The following is a 25,918-nucleotide window of genomic DNA, read 5'->3' on the forward strand; positions in this document are numbered from 1 at the left end:
CATGTCCGTCGACCGCGCCGCGGGAACACCGTGTCGGCCCCTGGCCGCCCGAGCGGACGAGCTCACCCACCTGGCTACGGGTGCACGACCCTCGCGACGAAGTAGGGCACACCCGTCTCCCGGTGCAGCACGACCACCAGGAACGGCCGGTCCACGTCCACCACGACCGGGTCCGACGGCACCGCCATGGACATCATCCGCATCGTGACGGCCGTCGCCGCGGCGCCCTCCAGGCCCTGCTCGTCGAACTTGAGCACCGACTCGTGCAGCACGTCGTCCACGTACAGCCGCGGATCCGGGCACAGCCGGGTCAGCCCCGCCTGTCCGGCCACGAACGGCGTCCGCACCCCCAGGTCCAGCAGCGGATGCTTGAAGCTGGCCCGGGTGCTGACGTTGATCTTCGGCATGGTCAGCTGCACCCGCTGGGAAGACGTCGTGCCCAGCAGCTCCCGCAGCTTGCCGGCGTCCAGCGCCGGCTCCGCCACCGTCAGCGGCTCGTCCGGCAGCAGCACCATCGCGTCCACCGCGCCGGCCGCCGGCAGCGTCACAATCTGCCACCCGTCCCGGTGCGCATAGCCGAGACGTTCGGTCTGCCGCATCGTCGCCGGCTTGTACGTGCCCGTCGGCGCGTGGAACGGCCGCGGCGTCGTCCCGCTGTCCGCGAACCGATGCTGCCACGCCACCTTCAGGTACAGCGCGTTCACCAACGCCGCCACCGTCGTCGGCCGGATGCTGCCCGGCGGAATCAGCTCGGGGATCAGTCCCCTGGTCGTTTCCGCCACGTCCGTGTTGATCAGTTTCCGGGCGTCCTCCGGGGCATCCCCGAACGGCGCCCCCTTCACCGCGCCGCTGGGCCACCGCGCCAGCTCGTTGGCGAACTCCCGCCGGATCGGCAGCTCCTCCGCCGCCCACAGCGTGTTGGACACCGCCAGCACCGGCGCCTCGCCGTGCCCGGTGTCGGCCAGCTCGGAGGCCGCCGCGAGCAGAGCCGCCTGCGCCGTCAACCGGCCATCCCAGCCAGCACGGCCCTCGTCCGCCCGGTCACCGGTCCCGGCACTCGCCAACCCCGCGCCGGCCTGGCCGTCCCCAGGGATCACACCCGCAAGGCCGCCCGCCAACGCACCGCTGCCCCCGACCACCGCCGGACTCTCGCCGAGCAGCGCGCCGACGAGCTCATCCCGGCTGGCGCCCTCGGCGCCCGCCGCGGTCAGCCCAAGCGCGCTCAGCACCGAGAACGGCGACCAGCACAGGTCGTTGTCCGGGTCCGGATCGACCGCGCGGTGCAGGGCGAGGGTGAACGCCAGGTCCACGACACCTCCTGAGATGGGGGGTGTCCCGAGTCTGCCACCCACCCGCCGCTAACGCCGGGGGTCGCGCAATTTGACGTCCGCAGATTCCTCCGGAAGTGGACGTGCCCCGGCCCCGCGCGGCCCGTTCGGCAGCGGCACGCGCGGCTCACGCACGCCGGCCGAGCCGCCGCCCTCCCCACCGTCATCCCGCCGCTGGCCCCCCGCCCCCCGGCCACGGCCGCCGACCAGCACCCGGCGGCGGAACACCCGTCGTAATCCCCGTCGCACTGCTCCAGCTATGCCCATGAGACCGAGGGTCCCATCGGAAATGCCCGTCGGGCAGGCGGTTCACCCCAGGCAGAACCGGTCGTACCAGGCAACTGCTTGAGCATCGGTCAGCGAGGCCAACTGATCGACGACCACCCGCAGCCGGGCGGCGTCGTCGCCGGCCGCCAGCCACGCCGGCCGGAACGCCGGGTCGAGCACGTCCGGCGCGCCCGCCGACAGCACCTCCGACAGCTCGATGAGCTGCTGCCGCTGCACCCGCTGCAAGGCCAACCGATGCGGATCGCTCATCACGTAGTGCAGCGCGACGGCCTTGAGCAGCGCCACCTCGGCCGCCACCAGCGGCGGCACGGCAAGGTCGGCGGCGTACCGGTTGAGCGGCCCATAGCCGTGCAGCCGCCGCGTCTCGGTGATCGCAGCCGCGGCGAACCGGCCGACCAGCTCGCTGGTCAGCACCTTCAACGCCACCTGCGCGCCCAGCGAGCCGTCGTAGTCGTGCTCGGCCAGCTCGGCGACGGCCGGCAGGCGCAACAGCTCCGTCGCGGCAGCCTCCAACGCGCCGACCGGCTCGTCGGAGAAGTGCTTGGCGGCCAGTTCGGCCACCGCGGCCCGCTCCACCGGACTGGCCAGCTCGCTGAGCGAGATGCGTCCGGACAGCACGCCGTCCTCGACGTCGTGCACCGAATAGGCGACGTCGTCGGCCCAATCCATGACCTGTGCCTCAAGGCAACGCCGACGCTCCGGCGCGCCCTCCCGCACCCAGTCGAAGACGGCCAGGTCGTCGCCGTACACGCCGAACTTGACCACGCCGGCGGTCCGTGGCCACGGATACTTGGTGGCCGCGTCCAGCGACGCCCTGGTCAGGTTCAACCCGTAGCCACGCCCGTCGGCCAGCACCTTCGGCTCCAGCCGGGTCAGGATGCGCAGCGTCTGCGCATTGCCCTCGAAGCCGCCGCACGGCTCGGCGATCGCGTGCAGCGCCCGCTCCCCGTTGTGTCCGAAGGGCGGGTGCCCGATGTCGTGGGCCAGCCCGGCCGTGTCCACCACGTCCGGATCGCAGCCCAGCTCGGCGCCGATGCCTCGGCCGATCTGCGCGACCTCCAGCGAGTGCGTCAGCCGCGTCCGCGGCACGTCGCCCTCGCCCGGCCCGACGACCTGCGTCTTGCCGGCCAGCCGGCGCAGCGCCGCCGAGTGCAGCACGCGGGCCCGGTCCCGGGAGAACGCGCTGCGCTGCTCGGCCAGCGATCCCGGAAGGGCCGCCCGTTTCGGGGTGTCCGGCAGCAGTCGCGCGGTGTCGTGCCCGGTGTAGCCGCCGGTCAACTGGCGCTCGCCCCGAACTCGTCCGCGGGCGCCTTGGACAGCCGATAGAACAGCAGCGCCCCGGTCTCCCGGACGATCTGGCTGAACTGGGTCTCCCGGGTGCGCACCATCGGACCGGTGTGCGTGGGCGACACCCCGGCGTCGATGCCGGTGTCCCGCGCCATGATCTGGGCCCGGAACGAGTGCCACGGATCGCTCACCAGCACCGCGGAGGTCCAGCCGTGGTTGCGGTACACCGGGGCCACCGCCCGCAGGCTCTCCAGCGTGTCGCTGCCGGTGCCCACCGAGACAATCCGGTCCTGCGGAACCCCGTTGTCGGCCAACCACATCTGGCCAGACTCGGCCTCGGTGTAGTGGTCGCCCGGCTGCCGTCCGCCGACGGTGAGCACGTACTTCACCACGCCGTCGTCGTACAGCGTCTTCGCGTGCTGCAGCCTGGCCTCGAGCGCGTCCGACGGCGTGCCGTCGTACTGCGCGGCGCCGAGCACGATCGCCACATCCACCGGCGCGCGGTCGTCCAGTCGCGCCACCTGCCAGACCCGCACGGCGGTGCCGCCGATCACCAGTCCGGCCACCAAGAGCGCGCCCAGCACGACCCGCAGGAACATCCGGCGCACGGTCGACCCAGTCACGGGCCCCATCGTGTCACAGCCAGCCGCGGTCCTCCGCGAGGCGGGCCGCCTCGGCCCGGGTCCTGGCCCCGGTCTTGCCGATGGCCGACGACAAATGGTTGCGCACCGTGCCCTCGGACAGATGCAGCGTCCTGGCCACGTCCGACACCGTGCCGCCGTCGCTGGCGGCGAGCAACACCTCCCTCTCCCGTTCGGTCAGCGGGCTCGCCCCGCTGGCCAGCGATTCCGCGGCGAGCGCGGGATCGACCACCCGAAGCCCGGCGTGCACCCGCCGGACCGCCTCAACCAACTGCTCCGGCGGCGCATCCTTGACCACGAAGCCGGCCGCACCAGCGGCCATCGCCCGCGCCAGGTAGCCGGGCCGACCGAAGGTGGTGCACACCACCACCCGGCAGCCGGGCATCGCCTTGCGCAGCTCGGCGGCCGCGGTCAGCCCGTCCTTGCCGGGCATCTGCACATCCAGCAGCGCGACATCCGGACTGGTGCGCTGCGCGGCCGGCACCACCTCGTCGCCCGAGCCGACTTCGGCGACCACCTCGATGTCCGACTCGATGCTGAGCATCGCGGCCAGCGCGCCGCGCACCAACGCCTGATCGTCGGCGAGCAGAACCTTGATCACGACGGCACCGCCACTCTCAACCGGAATCCTCCTTCGTCGCACGGCCCGGTGACGATCCGACCACCGATGCCCGCCACCCGTTCGACCAGTCCACTGTCCATCGCGCAACCATCCGCGACCGGCCCGCCCGCGGTGCCGTTGTCCCGGACCTCCAGCCAGGATTCCCCCAGCCGGACCTCGCACCGCGTCGCGCCGCCCGCGCGCCGCAGCACCGCCGTTACCCCGTCGCGCAGCGCGTACGCGAAGGTCTCCCGGTAAGCGGGGGCCACCCGGTCCACCGCCGCCGGCAGGTCGGCCGTGATGCCGGCCGCCTCCAACGCGGCCCGTGCGCCGATTACCTCGGCGGCCAGCGAAGCCGTGCGGTAGCCGGAAACGGTCGCTCGCACCTGCGTCACCGCCTCGCGGGCCAGGCCCTCGACCTCACGCACGTGGGCCAGTGGTGCGCCGCCGCGCTCCAACTCGGCGCACACCGCGTCGGCCCGCGCGGTGATCGCGGCCAGGCTGTGGCCGAGGTCCTCGCGTAACTCCTCGGCCAGCCGCGCCCGCTCCTCGGCGGCGGCCAGCCGTGCGATCTCCTCCTGCGCCGTCGCCAGCGCGTAGTTGGCCCGGATCAACCGGCCCATGAACCAGGTCGCCGCGAACACCGAGGCGAGCACCACCCAGTCGCTGAACAACTGGTCGAAACCCTCGTACACGATGATCAGCACGGCCGTCACGGCCAGCGTCGGCAACCCCACGGCGAACGTCAGCCCGGTCGGCAGCATGATCGCGATCACCGACAGGCCGTAGACGAACACCCAGGTAGACGACAGCCCGAGCAGCCACACGAAGGTCGTCGGCAGCGCGAGCAACAACACCGTCAGCACCAGCTTCGATCGCGAGCCCAGCTCCCACATCCTGGTCGACGCCAGGACGTACAGCGCGGCGTAGCCGGCGAACACCACCAGCCCGCTCACGATCTTCCAGGTCGGCGCTGCGCTGGTGACCAACTGGTACAGGCTCGGCAGCGCGAACAGCAGGAAGAAACAACTGATCTGCCACCCCATCCGGGGGTCGAACCGAAGTGTCGTCACGCCGATACCTCCACCCGCAGCCGGAAACCCTGGCTGGGCAACGGTCCTGCCTCCAGCCGAGCGCCGATTCCGCCCAGCCGCTGGGAAAGCCCGCTCAGGCCGTTGCCGCCGCCGGCCACCCGGGACGGCACGGCCGCCGCCGGCCGGGGATCGCCGTCGTCGCGCACCTCCAGCCAGCTGTCGCCGAGCCGAACCTCGCACCGGGTCGCGCCCGCGCTGTGCCGGAGCACATTCGTCACGCCTTCCCGCAACGCGAAGGCGAACGCCTCCTGGTATGCCGGCTCCACGTCGTCCACCGCGAGCGGGAAGTCGGCGTTGATGCCGGCCGAGCGCAAGGCCTCCTTGGCCCCGACCAGTTCGGCCGCCAGGGACACCGCCCGCTCGCCGGACACCGTGGCCGTGATGTCGGCCAGGGCCTGACGGGACAACCGCTCCACGTCACGCATCTCGGTCAACACCCGATCGGTCGCCACACCGGATTCCAGCATCCGTCGCGCCAGTCCGGCCTTGACGGTGACGGTGGTGAGGCTGTGCCCCAACACGTCGTGCAGGTCCCGGGCGATGCGGCCGCGCTCGTCGGCCACCGCGAGCGCGGTGACCTGGTCCCGGGCCATCCGCAGCTCGCGGTTGACGTCGATCATGTGCACCACGGACCGGCACAGCACGGCCACCGAGAGCAGGATGATCAGCAGGCCCAGGTAGTCCATGGACAGCACGACCATCAGCACCACCAGCGCCGCACCGTCGACCACGACGAACCACCAGCCCGGCACGATCACGGCGCACAGGGCGAAGGCCCAGATGAAGGCGTAGGGCGAGGCCACCGTCGAAAGCGCCGTCGCGAGTCCCATGTAGGCGATCGCGCAACCCAGCTGCCAGGCCATCGACGAACGCCACATCATCACCGGCAGCACGACGTAGCCGACGCCGTAGACCACGATGCCGGCGACGGCCAGCGCCGTGATCCAGCCCGGACGGCCGGAGCCGAACTGCGTGATCAGCATCGGCAGCATGAACAACGTGAAGAAGGAGGCCGAGATCACCCAGCCACGGTGGATGATCCGGTTGATGTCGTCGGTCATACCGGCACCGGCCTCGCCACGCTGGCCCGCAGCAGGAACCCGCCGCCCGGCACCGGGCCCGCGTCGATCCGGCCGCCGATGGCGGCGAGCCGGTCGGCCAGCCCGGTCAGGCCGGCGCCGCCGCCGTTCGCCCGCGACATCCCCGCGTCCCCAGCCGCCGAACCATTGTCCCGCACCTCCAGCCAGGACTCCCCCAGCCGCACCTCGCAGCTGGTCGCACCGCTGTGCCGCAACACGTTGGTGACCCCCTCTCGCAGCACATAGGCGAACGACTCCTGGTACTCGGGCAGCACGTTGTCCACCGCCCGGGGCAGATCGGCGGTGATGCCCGCGGAGGCCAGCGCCGCCCTCGCCCCCGCGACCTCGGCGCTCAACGAGGTGCTCCGGTATCCGGACAGCGTGGCCCGCACCTCGGACAACGCCTGCCGCGACAACTGCTCGGCCTCCCCCACCTCGATGATCAACCGCTCCACCTCCCCCGGTTTCGTCTCCAACAGCCTGCGGACCAGCCCCAGCTTCAGGGTCACCGTGGTCAGGCTGTGCCCGAGCACGTCGTGCACGTCCCGGGCCACCCGGGCCCGCTCCTCGGCCACCGCGAGCCTGGCCACCTCCCGATTGGCCTCCCGCAGATCCCCCCCGACCTTGGCGAAGCTGGAGATCCCTATGGTCAGGACCACCATCAACACCAGGTCCGCCCAGTCGGGACCGTTCCGTGTGAGCAGGGAGACAGCGAACGCCACGACCGTGACACAACCCGCGAACACGAACGCGAAGCGCCTGGTCAACATGATGGCACCGAGCGCGAGCGCGTAGATCAACAAGGAACTGAAATCCGGCCCGTCCAAGCCCAGCGTGGCCAGGCCGAGGGCCGTGACCACGGCTACATACCACACCTTCGCCCGCGACCCGATCGTCGACGACAGCCAGATCCCGAGCGGATAGCTGAGCAGGTAGGCGATTGTCACCGCCAGCTGCGCCGCCTTCATCGCGACCGGCGCGTCCGCCTGCGCGAGCGCCTGAAGGCCGGACACCGACCAGACCAGGAAGATGCTGGCGAAGGCGGTCGCGCCCCGACGTCGCCGGCGTTCGGCCCGCTCGCCGTCCGCCCGCGCCGAAGTGCATCCGTCCACCATGGCCATCACGGTAGGGCAGGAAGCTGGCAGTCCCCCATGACAACTGGCATGGATGGCGCCGCGGCTGCCAGGATCCGGACATGGCAGCCGATCAACCGACCATCGTGGCGACCTCGGGCGGATGGGTCCGGGGCGAGCGGACCGAGCTGGAGTTCGGGCCCCTGATCCGGCTCGCGCTGGACCTGTCCGGGGCGACCGGCCAACCGAGACTGTGCCACGTGGGCACGGCCAACGGGGACAACCGCACCATGAACGCGATGGTGACCGACGCCGGCCGGGTCGCCGGCGTCGAGGTCACCCACTTGAACCTGTTCCCGATGCCCCCGGTCGCCGATCTGGCCGGCTTCGTGCTGGACCACGACGTGGTGTGGGTGAACGGCGGCTCGGTGGCCAACCTGCTCGCGGTCTGGCAGGTGCACGGGCTCGGCGAGATCATGCGCGCGGCCTGGGAGGCCGGGGTCGTGCTCGGCGGGGTCTCAGCCGGGTCCATCTGCTGGTACACCGGCGGCGTCACCGACTCGTTCGGTCCGGAGCTGCGGGTCGTCACCAACGGCCTGGGCCTGCTGCCCTACTCGAACGGCGTGCACCTGGACTCGGAGGAGCAGCGCAGGCCGACGATCCACGAGGCCGTGGCGGCCGGCAAGCTGGCGGAGACCCACTGCACCGACGACGGTGCCGGCCTCGTATACCGCGGCACGACGCTGGTCGAGGCCGTCTCGGAGCGGCGGCGGGGCGGTGCCTACCTGATGCGGCGCGACGAGGCGACCAGCGAGGTGGTCGAGACGGCCCTCGACGTCCGCCGGCTCTGACTCACGCCCGTGCCGGCTCGGCGACACGCTGCGCCGAGTCCGGCACGATCCGCTCCAGCAGCAGCACCCCGCCCAGCGCGGCCAGGTTGAGCAGGCCGAGAGCCAGCCACGGCAGCGACCGATGCAGCTCGAACAGGGCGGTGAAGAAGGCCGGCGAGATCATGTTGGCGATGGTGAAGGAGTACTGGAAGACAGCCAGGTAGCGGCCGCGCGCGGCGAGCGGCGACAGGGCCGTGGCCAGTCCCATCGAAACGGGCGCGTGCAGCACGTCCGCCGCCGTGTACAGCAGGGTGGCCAGGATCAACGCCGGAATCACCCATTCGAGTTGATTCGGCACCAGGCCCGCGAACGCCAGGCACCACGCCGCCCAGAGGCCCGCGGCCGCGATGAGCACCCGCGTGCGTCGGTACGGCGCGACCCGCTTGATCACCGGCGCCCCCAGCAGGGCCAACAGGATCGTGTTGCCGGCCAGCAGAGCCGGCGGCAGCCACGCGGGTCCGCCGAGACCGGTCGTCACGAAGACCAACAGCCCGAGCGCGAGCATGCCGGTCGAGACAGCGAAGACCGTGTTGATTGCGGCGAACGCAACGAAGGGCCGATCTCGCAGCATGGTCGCGTAGCCGACGGCCTCGCCCGTCTCGTGGACACGGCGCGGGGCCCGCACGAAAGCCGCGATAGCGGCCGCGGCCACCAGATAGCAGACGGCCGAGCTGTTGGAGAGCACTCGATAGAGGGCGTCGCTGCCGCCGACGACGGCCAGCGTCGTGATGAGGCCGCCGATGCCCAGACCACCCGTTCGGGTCATGTTGGCCCAGGCGTACCAGCTGTCCTTGCTCATCGTGGAGACGCTGCCGTCGGAGAAGTCGGCGATCGCCGTGAACACGCTGGACCAGAAGAACCGCACGCCGATGGTGACCAGGCTGGACGCGAGGAAGATGCCGACCGGCCCGTGCACCCAGGCGAACGCGAGGTAACCGATGCCCTGCGCCACCTGCGACGCGACGACCAGTGGTAGCGGGCCGACCCGGTCGGCCAGCCAGCCGGCGAGCACTGGGATCGGCAGCGTCACCGCGTTCGCCAGGCTGACCAGCACGCCGATCAGCGCCAGCGGCACCGGCGTCAACTTGAAGAAGTAGAACAGCGACAGCGGCTGGAACATGCCGTTGCCGACCGAATCCAGGACCAGCGCGGACAGCAGCACGACACCGCCGCGGCTGCGGTTGACTGACACGAAGTCCCCCTTGGTGGCGTCTCCGGCAGGGAAACACGCCTTGACGGCCCACGATCTCGATACGCCCGAGCCGCCGTCAACTCGATTCCGGCAAACCCTCCAGACTAGCGCGGCCGGTCTGCCGGACCGTCCGATGTGGATCTCCGAGGGCCTGGTTGTCCACAGGGGCCGAGTTGTCCACAGGTGGGGTGGAAACGAGGTCGGCCGATGGGGCGGATGGCGCAGGCTTGCCCCATGCGCACATGCAGCCCGAGCGGGACGCACATCCAGCTCGACAAGCTCAACAACCTGTTCCCGCACCATGTCGCGCGGGCCGAGGATCTGATCGAACTAGGTCTCTGCGGCAGCTCCGTGTACCGGAGATGTCAGCCCGGCGGCCCCTGGCAGCGCGTCCTGCCCGGGGTGCTGGTGCTCGGCAGCTCGCCGCCGACATTGCCGCAGCGCATGCAGGCCGCGCTGCGTTATGCGGAACCCGACGGGGTGATCACGGGGCGCCACGCCCTGCTGCTGCACGGCATGCGATCCGCCCTACCCTTGCCGTACAGCCCCGTGCACGTGCTCGTCCCGAAAGGACGGTCGCTGCAGAGCTTCCCGGAGGTGCGGGTCGAGCGCACCACCAGGATGCCGAAACCGTTGATGCGCAAGGGTTTCCTCGTCGCACCGCTGGAACGGGCGCTGCTGGACACGGTCCGCCACGTCCGGGTCGCCGAGCAGGTCCGCGGGCCGATCACCGAGTCGATCTGGGAGCACGGCCTGCCGCCCGAGCTGATCAGGGCCGAGCTCGTCGCCGGCAACGGTCGGGGCAGCGCGCTGCCCCGGCGCGTGCTGGCCGAAGTGACAAGTGGCATCCGGACCGACGTCGAGGCACTGGCCGCCTCGCTCATCGGCACCGCCCGCCTGCCCCGACCGAAATGGAACATGCAGCTCGACGACGCCGAGGACGCCTACCTCGGACCGGTCAGCGCCTGGTGGGACGACGTGGCGGTGGCGCTGGACATCGACATGGCCGGCCGGCCGTACGACGACACCACCGACCGGCACTCCGCGCTCACCGCCGCCGGTGTGGTGGTCGTGCACACCTCACCGCAGCGGCTGCGGGACTTCCCGGGCCAGTTCGTCCAACGGCTCAAACAGGCCCACGAGTGGGCGGCCAAACGCGACCGCCCACCGGTGACCGCGAACCCGCGGCACCCCGTGGCGGCTCAGCAGCCGAGGAGCTGCGGTGCCAGGTAGGCCTCCAGCCGGTCCATCGACACCCGCTCCTGGGTCATCGAGTCGCGCTCCCGCACCGTCACCGCGTGGTCGGTCAGGGAGTCGAAGTCCACCGTCACGCAGAACGGCGTGCCGATCTCGTCCTGCCGGCGGTAGCGGCGGCCGATGGCGCCCGCGTCGTCGAAGTCGATGTTCCAGTTGCGCCGCAGCGCCGCTGCGAGGTCCCGGGCCTTCGGCGACAGCTCGGCGTTGCGGGACAGCGGCAGCACCGCCACCTTCACCGGGGCGAGCCTGCGGTCCAGCCGCAGCACCAGCCGCTTGTCCACGCCGCCCTTGGCGTTGGGCGCCTCGTCCTCGGTGTAGGCGTCCAGCAGGAACGCCATCATGGGACGGCCGACGCCGGCCGCCGGCTCGATCACGAACGGCCGGTAGCGGGAGTTGGTGGCCTGGTCGAAGTAGGACAGGTCGACGCCCGAGTGGTTGGCATGCGTGGTCAGGTCGAAGTCGGTGCGGTTGGCGATGCCCTCCAGCTCGCCCCACTCCTGGCCGGCGAAGAAGAACCGGTACTCGATGTCCACGGTCCGCTTGGAGTAGTGCGACAGCTTCTCCTGCGGGTGCTCGTACAGCCGCAGGTTGTCGCGGTTGACGCCGAGGTCGGTGTACCAGCGCAGCCGCTCGTCGATCCAGTACTGGTGCCATTCCTCGTCGCTGCCCGGCTCGACGAAGAACTCCATCTCCATCTGCTCGAACTCACGGGTGCGGAAGATGAAGTTGCCGGGGGTGATCTCGTTGCGGAACGACTTGCCGATCTGGCCGATGCCGAACGGCGGCTTCTTGCGGGAGGTGGTGATGACGTTGAGGAAGTTGACGAAGATGCCCTGCGCGGTCTCCGGCCGCAGGTAGTGCAGGCCCTCCGCCGACTCGACCGGGCCGAGGTGGGTCTTGAGCAGGCCGTTGAACATCTTCGGCTCGGTGTACTGGCCGCGGTTGCCGCAGTTGGGGCACGGCACGTCGGAGAGGTCGCTGTCGGACGCCGGCTTGCCGGTGCGCTCCGCGTACTCCTCGGCCAGATGGTCCGCGCGGAACCGGCGGTGGCAGGAGTTGCACTCCACCAACGGGTCCACGAACGCGTCGATGTGGCCGGACGCGGCCCACACCTCACGCGGCAGGATCACCGAGGAGTCCAGGCCGACCACGTCGTCCCGGCCCTGCACCATCGTGCGCCACCAGGCCCGCTTGATGTTGTCCTTGAGCTCCACGCCCAGGGGCCCGTAGTCCCACGCCGACCGTGTGCCCCCGTAGATCTCTCCGCACGGGTACACGAAACCCCTGCGCTTGCAGAGGCTGACGACGGCGTCGATGCGGTCCGCGGGCACGCCAAACTCCATCCGGCCGAGACTCGAACTGACAGGCAATTCCTGGAAGGGAGCAAGAATAGTCGGTTCCGCCACCGCGCGGACGAGGTAGGGCCTCAACGGCCGGGCGACCACCGACTCGGGCGATCACGAACCCGGCTCGGCCGGCGGCCCGACACGGCGCTCACCGAACTGCCGAGTCGTTGATCTGCTGGGTCGTCGGTCTGCTTTGCCGACACAGCCCCGCGGACCTGTCCGACCACGGATCCTCCGATCGGCCAACGCCACGGCGCGCTCCACGGGCCTCGGCGATCCCGGACTGGGCGATCCTGGACTGGGCCGTCCCGGACTGGGCCGTCCCGGACTGGGCCGTCCCGGACTGGGCCGTCCCGGACTGGGCGGCTACGGGCGGGTGACCAGGGTGGCTACCGCGAACCGGTTGTCGTCGTAGCCTTCCGTGCCGCCGACGAACTCGCCGCCGCAGGTGGCCAGCACCAGCCGGTGGTCGCCGTCCAGGCCGTAGAGCTGCTTGGCCCGATTGGGCAGGTCGGCCTTGGCGACCGTGACCATCTGGGTGATCCGGTACACCCAGTCGCGGCCCGCGTTGTCCACCACGGTGACCTGCTGGCCGACCCGGTCCTGCCACAGTTCGGCGAACGGGCCGGTGCGGCCCTGCCAGTTCACGTGGCCCGCGAGCAGCGTGGCCCCCTGTGCGGCACCGAGGGTGGCGCCCCACCAGGTGGCCTGGTCGAGCTGGTCCGGCACGGACATCGTGCCGTCCTTGCTCACCTGGGCCGGGATCAACTGGGCGGTGCCGCCGGCGGGCAGGTGCACGGAGCCGGTGGTCGGCACCCCGGTCGGTCGGACCGTGGTCGTGGCGTCGGCCGTCAACGGTCCGGAACTCACGGTGGCCGGTGCGGCCGCAGTCGTCGACGAGTTGTCAGTGGGGACGAAGAACAGGAGGCCTACCAGGACTACGACAACAGCAGCGGCCGCGGAGGCGAGCAGGACGATCCGTCGTCTCGACATGGCCCTTCCCCTTCGCACCGGCTACCGCCGATTGTCCCTCGGTGGGCGGCGGCCGTCAGCGGGGGTTGTTGTCAGCGGGGGCTGGCAGCGGGTCCGGCGGCTTCGCCCAGGCGGACTGTGCCGGCGTCGCCGGCCAGCAGGCTCACGTGCTCGTCCGCGCGACCGTCGGCGGCGGAGACCGTCAACTCGAAGGCCGCCGGCTCGTCGGCCAGAGCGCGGGACAGCAGGGGCACCACGACTTCGCGGACCGGGAACGGCGACATGGCGCGCCGGTAGGCGACCACCGAGTCGAACTCGACGACCAGCACCCAGCGGTCGGCCGCGTCGGTCGCCCGGCCGAGCCGGCCGGTGCGGCAGCCGGGCTGCGCGGTGAGCAGCTCCAGGGCGTGGCGGGCGGTCGCGGTGAACTCGGCCGCCTCGGCCTCGGGCACCTCGAACCGGCAGACCAGCAGCACGGTCGGACTCCTCGGGTGGTTCCGGCGGTCGGTTATGGTGGCGCATCCTCGCACCAGCGGGGACCCGCCCGCCGCCGGGGTACGGCCCGGGCGTCGACGTCGGCGGATCGAGTGGGGACATGGCCGGAGGACAGCAACCGGATCGGGGGCGTGGCCGGCGCGACCTGAAGGCGCCGCTGCTGCCGGGCAACGGGCCGTTGGCCCGGGTGCCGGCGGCCGCCGTGTTCGGGCTGGTGCTGGTGCTGTTCGCGGTGGGCGTGGTGGTGCGCGGGCCGGTAGGCGCCGGCCTGCTCGGCGCCCTCGTGCTGATCGTTCTCGGGCTGCTCGGGGCCACCTGGCGGGTGCTGTCGACGGCCGACCGGGTACTGCGGATCGTGGTGCTGGTGATCCTGGTCGCGGTGCTGGTCTCGGTGCTCCGTTAGCAGGTCCGATAGCATCTGCTTCGATAACCATTATCAGCATCGCCGGCATCGGACGACCTCGTTCGCCTACCATGGTGGTTACGACCGACTGGTCTTGCGCCCTGTTGCCTGCCGTGCCGGAGAGGACGATGCCCCAGTGACCCCGGACGCCGCGAGCCCTGTTCCGGAGCGTCCGGACGGCCGTGCCGGCTCCGGCACCGCGCTGGCGGACTCCCACGAGCACGCGCCGCGTGAGCTGGCTACCACCAGCGCGCCACGGCGCACCGCCGGCACCCTGACCGCCGCCGGCGACCTGCTGCGGGCGCTCGCCGCGCCGGTGCGGATCGCCATCGTGCTCCAGCTGCGTGAGGGCGAGCGGTGCGTGCACGAGCTGGTGGACGCGTTGGCCGTCGCCCAGCCGCTGATCAGCCAGCATCTGCGGGTGCTCAAGTCCGCCGGCGTCGTCCATGGGGAACGGCATGGCCGAGAGGTCATGTACCGGCTCGTCGACGAGCATCTGGCGCACATCGTGGTGGACGCTGTCACCCACGTCGAGGAGGGCGGCTCCGCCGCACGGGGCGAGCACCGGGAGGAAGCGTGACCACCAGCGAGCGTCCGTCCACCACCGTGCCCGGGCTTCGGGCCACCAAGCAGCGGGCCGCCGTGTCCAAGCTGCTCGACCAGCTCGACGACTTCCGCTCCGCCCAGGATCTGCACGAGGAGCTGCGCCGGCGGGGTGAGGGCATCGGGCTCACCACCGTCTACCGGACCCTCCAGTCCCTCGCCGACGCCGGCGAGGTCGACGTGCTGCGCACCGACAGCGGCGAGGCCATCTACCGGCGCTGCTCCAGCCACCACCACCATCACCTGGTGTGCCGCAGCTGCGGCCGCACCGTCGAGGTGGAGGGACCGGCCGTGGAGAAGTGGGCCGACCGCATCGCCGCCGAGAACGGCTTCAGCGAGGTCAGCCACACCGTGGAGATCTTCGGCACCTGCGCCGGCTGCACCGCCTGACAGCACTGTTCCCGGCAAGCCGAACGGGTAGCCGCCATCGGGAACGACCGGGCTGTCCAGGCAGGATCGAGCAAGCGCGCCAACCAAGGGAAATTCGGCTGCGGCCGAGCAGGCGGTGGGCTGTCGGCGTCCTCATTCCATGATGGGTCGGACCTCCACCCGGCCCACTCGGGCGTCGGGGAAGCGGGCGGCCAGCTCGGCGGCGCGGTCCATGTCCACGCAGTCGAGAACGAAGTAGCCGGCCATCTGTTCCTTGGACTCGGCGAAGGGGCCGTCGGTGGTGACGGTGGCGCCGTCCTGGACGCGGACGGTGCGGGTGGTGGCGGGCGGGGCGAGCGGGGTGCCGGAAACGAGTTCGCCGGAGGCGGAGATCTCCTGCATCAGGTCGGCGAACTGGGTGTCCATCTCGGTCCGTTCGGCGGGCGAGGCGCTGCGGTAGTAGTCGGTCTGCTCGAACGTGGGATGCGCCCAGCTGATGGGGTTGCTGTAGATCAGGACCAGGTACTTCACGGGGGCTCCTCGGCGAGGTGAAGGGTCAGAGGTCGGGCTGGGCAAAGAACCGCCGCAGATCGGCAAGGCTAGGGGCAGGGGCGGAGCTGGGCGAAGAACTGCTGCACGTCGGCGATGTAGAGGTCGGGGGCCTGCTGGGAGCCGTAGTGGCCGCCGCGGTCGTAGACGTGCCACGACGTGATGTTGGCGTGGTCCCGGTGGGCGTAGGTCCGGATGGCCTGGGCGTCGTTGGGGAACTGGGCGAGGCCGAGCGGAACGGTGGTGGGGGTGGTGGGCACGGGGTGGCGGTGGTCCTCGAGGTAGATCCGGGGCGCGGAGCCGGCGGTGTCGGTGAGCCAGTGGATGGAGACGTGGGTGAGCAGCGCGTCGGGGTCGAGGCCGCCCATGACCTGGCTGTTCCAGGCGAGCAGGCCGACCGGGGAGTCGCTGAGGGCGTAGGCGAGCGTCTGGGGCTGCTCGGCGTGCACATGGTGGTACGAGGCCATGGTGCGCTGGAAATGGCGCAAGCCCTCGACCAGGGCCCGCTCGTCGGGAGGCAGGGTGGCGACGCTGGCGGGTTCGACGGTGGGCGGATAGAACGGCACATCGCCCTCGGGGCCGGAGAATATCTGGGTGACGTGCACGCCCACGACGGAATCGGGGGCGAGGCGGCCGACCTCGGGGGAGATGACGGAGCCCCAATCGTTGCCGGCGGCGCCGTAGCGGCGGTAGCCGAGCCGCTCCATCAGCACGGTCCACGCGACGGCGATGCGGCGAGGGCCCCAGCCGGGCTCGGTGACGGGACCGGACCAGCCGAAGCCGGGCAGCGAAGGGATCACCAGATGGAAGGCGACGGCGGGATCGAGGCCATGGGCCCGGGGATCGGTGAGGGGACCGATGACGTCCAGGTATTCGGTGACGGAGCCGGGCCAGCCGTGGGTGAGGATCAGCGGCAGGGCGTCCGGTTCGGGCGAGCGGACGTGCAGGAAGTGCACGTTGGCGCCGTCGATGGTGGTGGTGAACTGGGGATGGGCGTTGAGCCGGGCCTCGACGGCCCGCCAGTCGTAGCCGTCACGCCAGTGCTCGACGAGCTTGCGCACGGTCGAGCCGGACATGCCGTAGCCGTCGGCGGGCGGCTCGGGGGCCCAGCGGACGCGGGCCAGCCGATCGCGGAGGTCGGCCAGCTCGGCGTCCGGAACCTCGATGCGAAACGTCTCCATGGTCGGCTCCTCGGCGTCGGGGATGTTCACACCCCACGGTCGGAGCCGACGGCGGCGTCTCTACATCAGTACTCGTAGGGATCGCTGGGAGTGCCGATCTTCTTCACGGTGGTCACGTCGAACACCGGCACGTAGTTGTCGGCCTGCACGGCGGAGTTGGGCCGCACCTGGCCGGTGACGGTGATCCACTCGTCGTCGGCCAGGCCTTCGGCGCCGACCAGGCGGGCCTTGACCGGCATGGCGTCGGCGGCGCAGCAGGTGATCACCAGCCGGGCGACGTACACGCCCGCGGCGTCGTGCACGACGAAGCCGGTCAGCTCCAGGGTCCGGCCGTCGAGGGAGTTGGTCGAGTCCCAGGCGGCCCGGGTGGCGACGTCGGCCATCCGCATCGGCACCACGGACCCGGCCGGCAGCGGCGGGAACTTGGTCTTGATGACCTGGTCCTGTCGCTGCTCGCTGGCCACGGTCCGGCCGCCGGCCCGGTTGACCGAGTCGGCGCCGAGCGCGGGCGGGGCGATCAGGAAGATCGCCAGCACCGGCATCAGCAGCATCCACGCGCTGCGGGCGGCGCCGTGCGCATGGCCATGGCCGTCGTCGTGGGAGTGGGAGGGCGGATGCGAGTGGGATTCGGAACCGCCGGCGTGGGCCGGGGCGAGCTCGCGATCGGGGGCAATCGCGGTGGCGGTGGCGGCAGCGGAAACGCCATCAGCGGCAAGGGAAGAGGCGACGGCCGGGTCTGCGGCGAGGGAAACCGAGGCCGTGGAGGTGGCGGGGTCGGCGTGGGCGCGGCGGGCCTTGAGGATGTCGGTGACGATGGCGACGCCGGCCAGCAGGACCATGATCCCGCCGGAGAGGATGAGCCAGGGCTGCAGGCCGGGCTTGACGTAGTTCAGGTACGTGCCGTTGAGGGCGATCTTGAGCAGCGCGCCGCCGAGCAGCACGAGCAGGATGTTCTGGGTTTCCCGCCTCACGAGACGCCTCCCAGGAGGACCAGGCCGGCGACGGTGCCGGAGACGACGGCGACGGTGAACGCCAGGGGGGCGAACCGCAGGGCGAAGGCCTTGCCGAAGGTGCCGGCCTGCAGGGCGATGAGCTTGACGTCGACGGCGGGCCCGACGACGAGGAACACCAGGCGGGGCAGCAGGGGCAGGGCGGACAGGGAGGCGGCGACGAAGGCGTCGGCCTCGCTGCAGATGGCCAGCACGACGGCGAGCAGGGCCATCACGATGATGCCGAGGACCCACTGGCCGGACAGGGACTCCAGCAGCGATGAGGGCACGAGCACGTTGAGGGCGGCGGCGGTGAGGCCGCCGATGACGAGGAAGCCGCCGGCCTCGACCAGGTCGTGACGGGTGGTCTCGGCGAAGACGGCCCACCTGGACGAGCCGCCGGAGGGCAGCCGTTCCAGGGCCCGGGCGGCGATCCACGAGGCCTTGCCGAAACGGGCCCACAGCCAGCCGGTGACCACGGCGGTCAGGAGAGAGCCGCAGAACCGGGCGAGCACCATCTCGGGCCGGCCGGGGAAGGCGACGGCGGTGGCGACGAGCACGACGGGGTTGACAGCCGGGGCGGCCAGCAGGAACGCCAAGGCCACCGAGGGGGCGACGCCCTGCTGCATGAGCCGCCGCGCGACGGGCACGGAGGCGCACTCGCAGCCGGGCAGGGCGACGCCGGCCAGACCGGCCACGGGCACGGCCAGCGCGGACCGCCGGGGTAGCACCCGCCGCAGGACCTCGGCCGGCAGAAAGGCGGCGATGGCCCCGCTGATCAGGGTGCCGAGCACGAGGAACGGCATGGCCTGCACGCAGACGGCGACGAACACGGTGGCCCCGGTCCGCAGCGCGGGAATGTCCAGCGCGTCGACGAGCTGGCTCTGCAACAGCAGGGCGAGCACCAGCACGACGCACAGCACCTCGAGCGAGGTGATGCGCCGGCGGGACCGGGACTCCGTGGCGGACGTCAAGGCATCAGCCCCAATCGACGGCGGCTCGGTGACAGCGATCGGTGTTTGGCGGTGGTCATTCGACGCTGGCCAGGAGGTCGGCCCGCAGCTGCGAAGCGGTGGACACGACCAGCATGAGGATGGTGGACAGCGGCGAGGACTCGAGGTTGTCGGCGGGGAAGGCGTACCGGAGGGTGACGTCCATCCCCCGCTCGGTGTGCACAACGCCGAGGGTGCCGAACAGGCCCTGGCCGGCGCGCTCGGCGGCGGAAACGGCCAGGGCGGGGTCGTCGGGCAGGTCCCAGGCGACGACGCAGGTGAGGCTGAGCAGGGTCAGCCCCTCGGCGATCTGCATGGCCTGCACGGCGCACGGCACGTCGCCGTGACGGAAGCTTAGGGCGCCGTCGTCGTCGACGTGCACCTCGTGGAACAGCTCCAGCGCCTCACGGGCGGCGGTGAGCAGGCGGGCGGTGGTCTGCGCCTCGTCGTCGGTCACCGGGCAACCTCCTGCATCTCTTCCGACGGAGCATCCTCGGCGCCGCCGAAGCGGCGGTCCCTACGGGCATACGCCTCACAGGCCGCCCAGAGGTCACGCCGATCGAAGTCGGGCCACAGGATGTCCTGGAACACCAGCTCGGCGTAGGCGGACTGCCACAGCATGAAGTTGGAGATGCGCTGCTCGCCGGAGGGCCGGATGAACAGGTCCACGTCGGGCATGTCGGCGTGGTAGAGGTGCTTGGCCAGGGTGCGCTCATCCACCTTGTCGGGGTTGAGCTTGCCGGCGGCCACCAGCCGGGCGACCTCGCGGGCGGCGTCGCCGATCTCGGCTCGGCCACCGTAGTTCACGCACATGGTCAGGTTGAGCACGTCGTTGTTCTTGGTGCGCTCTTCGGCCTTCTGCAGCTCGTTGACCACGCTGGGCCACAGCCGCGGCCGGCGGCCGGCCCAGCGGATGCGCACGCCCATCTCGTCGAGCTCGTCGGTGCGCCGGTGGATCACGTCCCGGTTGAAGTTCATCAGGAACTTCACCTCGTCGGGGCTGCGCTTCCAGTTCTCGGTGGAGAAGGCGTACAGCGAGATCCACTTCACGCCGAGCTCGATGGCCCCCTTCGCCACGTCGAGTACGACGGCCTCGCCGCGCTTGTGCCCCTCGACGCGGGGCAGCCCCCGCATGTTGGCCCAGCGGCCGTTGCCGTCCATCACCAGGGCCACGTGCTTGGGCACGAACTCCAGCGGGATGCGCGGCGGCCGGGCGCCGCTGGCGTGCGGGTCGGGCGGCCTCACGGTGGGGTCGTTGCGTCCGCGCAGCTGCCTACGCAGCATCAGGCCAGCTCCTCACGATCGGGATGGGGATGCCTCCATCCTGCCCGAACCGTCGAAGCGGAGTCCCATCACGGTCGCGTTTCCCGGTCGATCGAGCACCTCGAACCCCAAGGTGTGGTAAAAGGCGATGGCCCGGGTGTTGGTGGTGGACGTCGTGAGGTGCACGCCGGGCGACCCGGCCTGGCGCTGCACGTCGAACAGGGCGTCGAGCAGCTTGGTGCCCCAGCCCTGCCGCCGGGCCCGCGCGTCCAGGTTGATGTGCAGGTGCGACGGGTAGCCGCCGAGTGTCGCCGGCAGGAAGCGCTCCGGGTTGTGCAGCGACAGCACGAGCGACTCGTACCGGTTGGTCTCCTGGGCCGGCTTCGGATAGCGATCGGCGAAGCGCGGCGTCCACTCGGCCCGCCACCGGGCATAGAACTCGGCGGTGTCGACCGCGCCCACGGTGTAGCCGGCGACGCCCTCGTCGTCGGCGATGACGAAGCACAGCTCCGGCACCAGGGCCAGGTACGGATCGGCGAAGATGTAGCCGATCAGGTCCAGGTCGTCGAGGTCGCGCTGGGTGGCCGTCTCGACGCAGATGTCGTGCACGGCCTGGAGGTCGTCGGGCTCAGCTGGACGCAGGATCAAGGCTCTCCCCCACTGTTTCCTGTCGATCTGCCACCACGGCGCGGATCTGGGCGGCGAGCCGGTCGATGGCGGTGGCCGACACGCGGCGCTCCACCAGTGGCAGCGAGTGCAGCTGCCGTTCGAGATGCCACTGGAGATGCGCGGCGACCAGGCCGCTGGCCTCGCGCTTGCTGGACGGCTGGGTCCGGTCCACCCGCTCCCAGTCACCGTGGGTGAGCGCATCGAGCAGGCCGAGCGTCTCACCGGACGGGCTGGCCGAGCCGGGCGGCCGGCAGGTGCCGCACACCGAGCCGCCGGCGGGCACGCTGAACGCGGCGTGCGGGCCGGGCGTGCCGCACCGCGCGCACTCGGTGACGGCCGGCGCCCAGCCGGCGAAACCCATGGCGCGCAAGAGAAAAGCGTCGAGCACCAGGCCGGCTTCACGCTGCCGGCCGGACAGCGCCCGCAGCGCGCCGACGACCAGCATGTACAGCCGCAGCACCGGCTCGCCCTCCTCGGCGGTGAGCCGGTCGGCGGTCTCCAGCACCGCACAGGCGGCCGTGTACCGGGCGTAGTCGTCGACGAGGCCGACGCCGAAGGCGTCGACCGTCTCCACCTGGGTGATCACATCCAGCGTGCGCCCGGTGTAGAACTGCGCGTCGACGTGGCCGAACGGCTCCAGCCGGGCGCCGAACCGGGAGGACGTGCGGCGCACGCCCTTGGCAACGGCCCGGATCTTGCCGTGCCGCTGGGACAGCAGCGTGATGATCCGGTCGGCCTCGCCGAGCTTCTGCACCCGCAGCACGACGCAGGTGTCTCGGTACAGGCTCACCCGTCAATCATCCCACGCGCGTCACACCTGAAGCTGGGGGAACGCGAGGTCACGGACCAGCCACCAGGCGACGGCGGCGATCCCCAGCGCGACCAGCCCGGCGCGGCGGGTCCGCCACGACGGGATGGGCCGGCCCAGCTCGATGCGGGCCAGCAGGACCAGGCCGGCGACCGCGGCCGGCAGCAGCAGGAGCACGGCGAAGGCGTTGAAGCGCAGCGCGCCGGCCAGGTCGCCGTGCAGCAGCGCGCCCAGCGCCCGACTGCCGCCGCAGAACGGGCAGTCGGCACCGGTGAGCGCGTGGAACCAGCACGGGATGCTGACGATCCCGGTGCCCAGCAGCGCCCCGGCCGTCGCCGTCGCGGCGACGACGGCCGGGGTCACCCGCAGGCGGGTCAGCGTGCTCACTTGGTCGCGATGACCAGCGTCTTGACCGCCTTGTCGTGCCAGCCCTGACGGCGCTGGTTGTCGAACAGCGGCGAGAGGTAGCACAGCAGGATCCAGATGCTGCCCAGGCACGGCACGATCCAGGGGCCGAACATCGTGCCCACCCGGCCGAACCCCTTGCCGAGGCCGGGGAGCTGGCCGTTGTCCTCGCGAACGACCCGCACGCCCAGCGCCATCTTGCCCAAGGTGGCGCCCTTGAGGCCGAGCATCGTCGCCTCGTAGACGCACTGCAGCACGACCATGATCACCGGGATCAGCAGGATCACGCCGAAGAAGCCCAGACCGGTCGCCGCGGCCGCGTTGGGATCCCCGACGACGGTGCCGGTGGTCGGGTCGTAGTGGTAGGCGTTCTGCGCGTCCTGTGCCGCGCTGGTGGCCAGGGCCGCGGTGATGATGCCCATGAGGATGCCGGCCGGGATGCCGATGATGACGCCGTCGATCAGCCGGGCGAGGAAGCGGTTGCCCATCGACGCGAGCGGCACCGTGCCCAGCCCCGGGATCTGGGTGTAGATCCCGCCGGCCTGGTACTGCAGGGGCTGCCCGGCGTAGGGCTGCTGCGCGCCGTACGGCTGCTGGCCGTACTGCGGCTGCTGCCCGTAGGCCTGCTGCTGGTTCGGGTCGTAGGGCTGCTGCGGCGTGCCGTACGGCGGGGACGCCTGGCCGTAGGGCTGCTGCCCGAACTGCTGTGAGTTCGGGTCGTACGGCTGTTGCGGCGCCCCGTACCCCGGCTGGCTGAAGCCCGGCGGCGGGGTCTGCGGCTGCTGCCCGTAGGGCTGCTGACCATACGGATTGGGCTGCTGACCCTGCGGGTCGAAGCCGGGGGGCGGTGTCGTCACGACGAACTCCTGGACTGGTTTTTACCTGCCAAAGCGCGAGGAACTATAGGGCGCTCGGCGGCTCCCGCCAGGCATTTGGCGCAACTCGCGGCCCGATCTTTACTGATCCGCCCCAACGTGTGATCTAAAAGCCCAGCCGGCGGAGCTGTTTGGGGTCGCGCTGCCAGTCCTTGGCGATCTTCACGTGCAGGTCGAGGAAGATCCGGGAGCCGAGCAGCCGCTCGATCTGGCGGCGGGCGGTGGTGCCCACCTGCTTGAGCCGCTCCCCCTTGTGCCCCAGGATGATCGCCTTCTGGCTGGTGCGCTCCACGAACAGGTTGGCGTGCACGTCGATCAGGTCGTCGCGGCCCTCGCGCGGGCGCATCTCCTCCACCACCACGGCGATGGAGTGCGGCAGCTCGTCGCGCACGCCCTCCAGCGCGGCCTCCCGGATCAGCTCGGCGACCAGGGTGGCCTCCGGCTCGTCGGTCAGCTCCCCGTCCGGGTACAGCCGCGGCCCCTCGGGCAGCCGGCCCACCAGCAGGTCGGCCAGGGTGTCGAGCTGGTAGCCGTCCTGGGCCGACACCGGGATCAGGTCGGCGAAGTCCATCACCTTCTGCAGCGCCAGCAGCTGCTCGGCGACCTGCTGCTGGGGCACCAGGTCGGTCTTGGTGACGATGCCCAGCACCGGCGTGCGCTTGGCCACCTTGGCCAGCTCGCTGGCGATGAACTTGTCGCCGGGGCCGACCTTCTGGTCGGCGGGCACGCACAGGCCGACCACGTCGACCTCCGACCAGGTCTCCATGACCAGGTCGTTGAGCCGCTGGCCGAGCAGGGTGCGCGGCCGGTGCAGGCCGGGCGTGTCCACGATGATCAGCTGCGCGTCCGGCCGGTGCACCACGCCGCGGATGGTGTGCCGGGTGGTCTGCGGCTTGCTGGAGGTGATCGCCACCTTGGCGCCGACCAGCGCGTTGGTCAGCGTCGACTTGCCCGCGTTGGGCCGGCCGACGAAGCACGCGAACCCGGAGCGGTGCTCGGCAGGGGTGATGTCGCTGGTCATCGTTTTATTCTCGCTGGTTGCTCCGAACGTGCGCGCCCGGGTCTAACGCTGCGTGTCGACCACGGTCCCGGACGGGTCGGCGATCAGCACGTACGCGGCTTCGGTGAGGTCCCGGACCGCGGCCCGCGACTCGTCGTCGACCTTGCCGGCCTCGGTGACGACCGCCGCCGCCTCCAGGCCGGGAGCCCCGCTGGCCACCGCAGCAGCCACCGCGGCCTGCAACGCGGTCAGCCGCAGCGACGGCAGCGCGACCGTGCTGGCGGCGTAGGTGCGGCCGTCGGTGTCCCGGACCGCGGCGCCCTCGGCGGCGCCGGTGCGGGCACGGGCCGACCGGGCCAGGGTCACGATCTTGGCGTCCTCGGGGTCCAGTTCAGACACGCTCGCCGTTCCTCTCACGTTCGCCGCGCCGGGCCACCACGGTGGTGATCCGGACCCGGCCCCTGTTGTCCTTGCCGCCCTCGGCCCGCAGCCACAGGCCGGCGATCTCGGCCTCGGCCCCGGGCAGCGGCACCCGGCCCAGCCGCTGGGCCATCAGCCCGCCCACGGTCTCCACGTCCGAGTCGTCCAACTCCACGCCGAACAGCTCGGCGAAGTCCTCGACCGGCAGCCGGGCGCTGACCCGGTAGGTGTCCTCGTCGACCTGCTCGACCGGGGGCCGCTCGTCCTGGTCGTACTCGTCGGTGATCTCGCCGACGATCTCCTCCAGGATGTCCTCGATGGTGAGCAGGCCGGCGGTGCCGCCGTACTCGTCGACGGCGATGGCCAGGTGGTTGTGCGTGACCTGCATCTGCCGCAGCAGGTCGTCCAGCCGCTTGGTGTCGGGCACGAACACGGCCGGCTTCATCAGGTCCCGCACGGTCTGGTCGATGGGCTGTTGGGCGCCGCCCTCGACCGAAGCCCGGGCCAGGTCCTTGATGTTGACCACGCCGACTACGTCGTCGACGCTCTCGCCGATCACCGGGATGCGGCTGTAGCCGGTGCGCAGGGACAGGGCCAGCGCCTGACGGACCGACTTGGCCTGCTCGATCCAGATGATCTCGGTACGCGGCACCATCACCTCGCGGGCGATGGTGCCGCCCAGCTCGAAGACGGAGTGGATCATCTCCCGCTCGTCCTCGTCGACCACGCCGCGCTCGCCGGCCAGGTCGACCAGCTCGCGCAGCTCGACCTCGGTGGAGAACGGGCCCTCGCGGAAGCCGCGGCCCGGGGTGATCGCGTTGCCGATCAGGATCAGCAGCCGGCTCAGCGGTCCCAGCACCCGGCCCAGCACCCGCACCGGGCCGGCGGCCAGCAGCATCACGCCGTACGGGTGCTGGCGGCCGACTGTGCGCGGGCCGACGCCGATCAACACGTACGAGACGACGACCATCGCCACACCGGCCACCACCAGGGCCAGCCAGCCCGGGGTGACGGCCTGCAGGCAGAACGCCGTGATCAGCACGGTCGCGGCCAACTCGCAGCCCAGCCGCAGCAGCAACAGCAGGTTGATGTGCCGCGGCCGGTCCTCGATCAGCAGCTGGAGCTGGTGGGCCCCGGCGCGGCGCTGCCGCAGCAGCTCCTCGACCCGGGCCCGGGACACGGTGCCCAGCGCGGCGTCGGCGCAGGCGAAGGCGCCGGCCGCCAGCACGAGCACGACCGCGCACAGCAGCATCGGCACCACGGCACCGGCGCCCATCAGCCGGCGTCGGGGTCCGCGGCCGCGGGCTTGTCCTCTTCCTCGGCCAGGCCGACGGCGCCCAGCACGCGGTCGTCGTTGCTGCGCTGCTGCGCGGCGCGGGCGGCCGACTCCTTGGTGTCCCGGTAGTCGGCCAGGATCCGGTTCTGGAGCGTGAACATCTCCCGCTCCTCGGCCGGCTCGGCGTGGTCGTAGCCGAGCAGGTGCAGCACGCCGTGCACGGTGAGCAGGTGCAGCTCGTCGAGCAGGCCGTGGCCGGCCTTGCGGGCCTGGTCCTTGGCGAAGGCCGGGCACAGCACGATGTCGCCGAGCAGGGCCGGGCCGACGCCGGCGGCGTCGGGGCGGCGGGCCGAGTCCAGCTCGTCCATCGGGAACGCCATCACGTCGGTCGGACCGGGCAGGTCCATCCAGCGCTCGTGCAGGTCGGCCATCACGTCCAGGTCGACCAGCAGCACGGACAGCTCGGCGAGCGGGCTGACGCCCATCCGGTCCAGCGCGAAGCGGGCGACGGCGACGATGCTGGCCTCGTCGACGCCGACGCCGGCCTCGTTGGCGATCTCGATACTCACGGGC

30 protein-coding genes are annotated in these 25,918 nt (G+C 71.4%); 5 read left to right on the plus strand and 25 right to left on the minus strand.

Going from position 1 to position 25,918, the window contains the following annotated elements; genetic code table 11:
- Positions 1-74 precede the first annotated feature (74 nt).
- The 7 genes from JJ691_RS28595 to JJ691_RS28625 form a co-directional block, all read right to left on the minus strand.
- Positions 75-1,310 (minus strand): serpin family protein, encoded by a 1,236-nt coding sequence (locus JJ691_RS28595; RefSeq protein ID WP_211762707.1) that lies wholly within the window; start codon positions 1,308-1,310, stop codon positions 75-77.
- Between the two features lie 327 nt (positions 1,311-1,637).
- Positions 1,638-2,894 (minus strand): deoxyguanosinetriphosphate triphosphohydrolase, encoded by a 1,257-nt coding sequence (locus tag JJ691_RS28600; protein ID WP_211762708.1) that lies wholly within the window; start codon positions 2,892-2,894, stop codon positions 1,638-1,640.
- Entirely contained in the window at positions 2,891-3,535 is a 645-nt protein-coding gene (locus JJ691_RS28605) for a YdcF family protein (RefSeq protein WP_211762709.1), read from the minus strand. The genes JJ691_RS28600 and JJ691_RS28605 overlap by 4 nt, the downstream gene beginning before the upstream one ends.
- 4 nt (positions 3,536-3,539) lie before the next feature.
- Positions 3,540-4,145 carry a response regulator transcription factor gene (locus JJ691_RS28610; RefSeq protein WP_211762710.1) on the minus strand — a complete coding sequence of 202 codons (606 nt, stop codon included), beginning with the start codon at positions 4,143-4,145 and terminating at the stop codon, positions 3,540-3,542.
- On the minus strand, positions 4,142-5,218 hold the full coding sequence (locus tag JJ691_RS28615; protein WP_211762711.1) for a sensor histidine kinase: 1,077 nt from the start codon (positions 5,216-5,218) through the stop codon (positions 4,142-4,144). Before JJ691_RS28615 ends, JJ691_RS28610 begins: the two co-directional genes overlap by 4 nt.
- The gene (locus tag JJ691_RS28620; RefSeq protein ID WP_211762712.1) at positions 5,215-6,300 is read right to left on the minus strand and encodes a sensor histidine kinase; all 1,086 of its coding nucleotides are present in this window, start codon (positions 6,298-6,300) and stop codon (positions 5,215-5,217) included. Before JJ691_RS28620 ends, JJ691_RS28615 begins: the two co-directional genes overlap by 4 nt.
- Positions 6,297-7,433: a sensor histidine kinase gene (locus tag JJ691_RS28625; protein WP_249227074.1), complete on the minus strand. Its 1,137-nt coding sequence runs from the start codon at positions 7,431-7,433 to the stop codon at positions 6,297-6,299. Before JJ691_RS28625 ends, JJ691_RS28620 begins: the two co-directional genes overlap by 4 nt.
- A gap of 80 nt (positions 7,434-7,513) precedes the next feature.
- Here JJ691_RS28625 and JJ691_RS28630 point away from each other — a divergent pair, with 80 nt between their 5' ends.
- Positions 7,514-8,242, plus strand: coding sequence for a peptidase E (locus tag JJ691_RS28630; protein ID WP_211762714.1), 729 nt, complete (start codon positions 7,514-7,516; stop codon positions 8,240-8,242).
- 1 nt (position 8,243) lies between these two features.
- On the opposite strand, the gene JJ691_RS28635 is transcribed toward JJ691_RS28630, so the two are convergent.
- Positions 8,244-9,473: an MFS transporter gene (locus JJ691_RS28635; RefSeq protein WP_211762715.1), complete on the minus strand. Its 1,230-nt coding sequence runs from the start codon at positions 9,471-9,473 to the stop codon at positions 8,244-8,246.
- 234 nt (positions 9,474-9,707) lie between these two features.
- Between JJ691_RS28635 and JJ691_RS28640 the strand changes: the two genes are divergently transcribed.
- Positions 9,708-10,706: a hypothetical protein gene (locus JJ691_RS28640; RefSeq protein ID WP_211762716.1), complete on the plus strand. Its 999-nt coding sequence runs from the start codon at positions 9,708-9,710 to the stop codon at positions 10,704-10,706.
- Here the strand turns inward: JJ691_RS28640 and JJ691_RS28645 are convergent.
- From JJ691_RS28645 to JJ691_RS28655, 3 genes are all read right to left on the minus strand, one after another.
- Positions 10,676-12,061: a glycine--tRNA ligase gene (locus tag JJ691_RS28645; protein WP_249227075.1), complete on the minus strand. Its 1,386-nt coding sequence runs from the start codon at positions 12,059-12,061 to the stop codon at positions 10,676-10,678. The two genes, JJ691_RS28640 and JJ691_RS28645, sit on opposite strands and share 31 nt — an antisense overlap.
- A 381-nt stretch (positions 12,062-12,442) precedes the next feature.
- Positions 12,443-13,069, minus strand: coding sequence for a class F sortase (locus tag JJ691_RS28650; RefSeq protein ID WP_211762718.1), 627 nt, complete (start codon positions 13,067-13,069; stop codon positions 12,443-12,445).
- A gap of 71 nt (positions 13,070-13,140) precedes the next feature.
- The gene (locus JJ691_RS28655) at positions 13,141-13,524 is read right to left on the minus strand and encodes an antibiotic biosynthesis monooxygenase (RefSeq protein ID WP_211762719.1); all 384 of its coding nucleotides are present in this window, start codon (positions 13,522-13,524) and stop codon (positions 13,141-13,143) included.
- Positions 13,525-13,643: 119 nt separating this feature from the next.
- Between JJ691_RS28655 and JJ691_RS28660 the strand changes: the two genes are divergently transcribed.
- The 3 genes from JJ691_RS28660 to JJ691_RS28670 all read left to right on the plus strand — a co-directional run bounded on the left by JJ691_RS28660 (position 13,644) and on the right by JJ691_RS28670 (position 14,939).
- Entirely contained in the window at positions 13,644-13,946 is a 303-nt protein-coding gene (locus tag JJ691_RS28660) for a hypothetical protein (RefSeq protein WP_211762720.1), read from the plus strand.
- Between the two features lie 235 nt (positions 13,947-14,181).
- On the plus strand, positions 14,182-14,526 hold the full coding sequence (locus tag JJ691_RS28665) for an ArsR/SmtB family transcription factor (protein WP_249228287.1): 345 nt from the start codon (positions 14,182-14,184) through the stop codon (positions 14,524-14,526).
- Complete coding sequence (locus JJ691_RS28670; protein ID WP_211762722.1) at positions 14,523-14,939, plus strand: Fur family transcriptional regulator; 417 nt, start codon at positions 14,523-14,525, stop codon at positions 14,937-14,939. Before JJ691_RS28665 ends, JJ691_RS28670 begins: the two co-directional genes overlap by 4 nt.
- A 132-nt stretch (positions 14,940-15,071) precedes the next feature.
- Here the strand turns inward: JJ691_RS28670 and JJ691_RS28675 are convergent, their stop codons facing one another.
- The 14 genes from JJ691_RS28675 to ybeY form a co-directional block, all read right to left on the minus strand.
- On the minus strand, positions 15,072-15,449 hold the full coding sequence (locus JJ691_RS28675; RefSeq protein WP_211762723.1) for a YciI family protein: 378 nt from the start codon (positions 15,447-15,449) through the stop codon (positions 15,072-15,074).
- A gap of 68 nt (positions 15,450-15,517) precedes the next feature.
- A complete protein-coding gene (locus JJ691_RS28680; RefSeq protein WP_211762724.1) occupies positions 15,518-16,648 on the minus strand; it encodes an epoxide hydrolase family protein in 1,131 nt (376 codons plus the stop codon).
- Positions 16,649-16,713: 65 nt separating this feature from the next.
- Positions 16,714-17,619, minus strand: a complete 906-nt coding sequence (locus JJ691_RS28685; RefSeq protein ID WP_211762725.1) for a TIGR03943 family putative permease subunit — start codon at positions 17,617-17,619, stop codon at positions 16,714-16,716.
- The gene (locus JJ691_RS28690; protein ID WP_249227076.1) at positions 17,616-18,611 is read right to left on the minus strand and encodes a permease; all 996 of its coding nucleotides are present in this window, start codon (positions 18,609-18,611) and stop codon (positions 17,616-17,618) included. Before JJ691_RS28690 ends, JJ691_RS28685 begins: the two co-directional genes overlap by 4 nt.
- A 55-nt stretch (positions 18,612-18,666) precedes the next feature.
- Positions 18,667-19,086 carry a hypothetical protein gene (locus tag JJ691_RS28695; protein ID WP_211762726.1) on the minus strand — a complete coding sequence of 140 codons (420 nt, stop codon included), beginning with the start codon at positions 19,084-19,086 and terminating at the stop codon, positions 18,667-18,669.
- A complete protein-coding gene (locus JJ691_RS28700; RefSeq protein ID WP_211762727.1) occupies positions 19,083-19,913 on the minus strand; it encodes an isoprenyl transferase in 831 nt (276 codons plus the stop codon). Before JJ691_RS28700 ends, JJ691_RS28695 begins: the two co-directional genes overlap by 4 nt.
- Before the next feature lie 12 nt (positions 19,914-19,925).
- Positions 19,926-20,540 (minus strand): GNAT family N-acetyltransferase, encoded by a 615-nt coding sequence (locus JJ691_RS28705; protein ID WP_211762728.1) that lies wholly within the window; start codon positions 20,538-20,540, stop codon positions 19,926-19,928.
- Positions 20,521-21,351 carry a DNA repair protein RecO gene (gene recO / locus JJ691_RS28710; RefSeq protein WP_211762729.1) on the minus strand — a complete coding sequence of 277 codons (831 nt, stop codon included), beginning with the start codon at positions 21,349-21,351 and terminating at the stop codon, positions 20,521-20,523. The genes JJ691_RS28705 and recO overlap by 20 nt, the downstream gene beginning before the upstream one ends.
- 21 nt (positions 21,352-21,372) lie before the next feature.
- On the minus strand, positions 21,373-21,756 hold the full coding sequence (locus tag JJ691_RS28715) for a DUF2752 domain-containing protein (RefSeq protein ID WP_211762730.1): 384 nt from the start codon (positions 21,754-21,756) through the stop codon (positions 21,373-21,375).
- Positions 21,753-22,631, minus strand: coding sequence for an RDD family protein (locus tag JJ691_RS28720; RefSeq protein ID WP_211762731.1), 879 nt, complete (start codon positions 22,629-22,631; stop codon positions 21,753-21,755). The genes JJ691_RS28715 and JJ691_RS28720 overlap by 4 nt, the downstream gene beginning before the upstream one ends.
- A gap of 124 nt (positions 22,632-22,755) precedes the next feature.
- Positions 22,756-23,670 (minus strand): GTPase Era, encoded by a 915-nt coding sequence (gene era, locus JJ691_RS28725; RefSeq protein ID WP_211762732.1) that lies wholly within the window; start codon positions 23,668-23,670, stop codon positions 22,756-22,758.
- 42 nt (positions 23,671-23,712) lie between these two features.
- Positions 23,713-24,048, minus strand: a complete 336-nt coding sequence (locus JJ691_RS28730; RefSeq protein WP_211762733.1) for a cytidine deaminase — start codon at positions 24,046-24,048, stop codon at positions 23,713-23,715.
- A complete protein-coding gene (locus JJ691_RS28735) occupies positions 24,041-25,345 on the minus strand; it encodes a hemolysin family protein (protein ID WP_211762734.1) in 1,305 nt (434 codons plus the stop codon). The genes JJ691_RS28730 and JJ691_RS28735 overlap by 8 nt, the downstream gene beginning before the upstream one ends.
- Positions 25,345-25,914, minus strand: a complete 570-nt coding sequence (ybeY, locus tag JJ691_RS28740; RefSeq protein WP_211762735.1) for an rRNA maturation RNase YbeY — start codon at positions 25,912-25,914, stop codon at positions 25,345-25,347. Before ybeY ends, JJ691_RS28735 begins: the two co-directional genes overlap by 1 nt.
- Positions 25,915-25,918 lie beyond the last annotated feature (4 nt).

Origin of the sequence: Kutzneria sp. CA-103260 (assembly GCF_018263855.1) — a bacterium.
In the GTDB taxonomy this organism is placed as follows: domain Bacteria; phylum Actinomycetota; class Actinomycetes; order Mycobacteriales; family Pseudonocardiaceae; genus Kutzneria.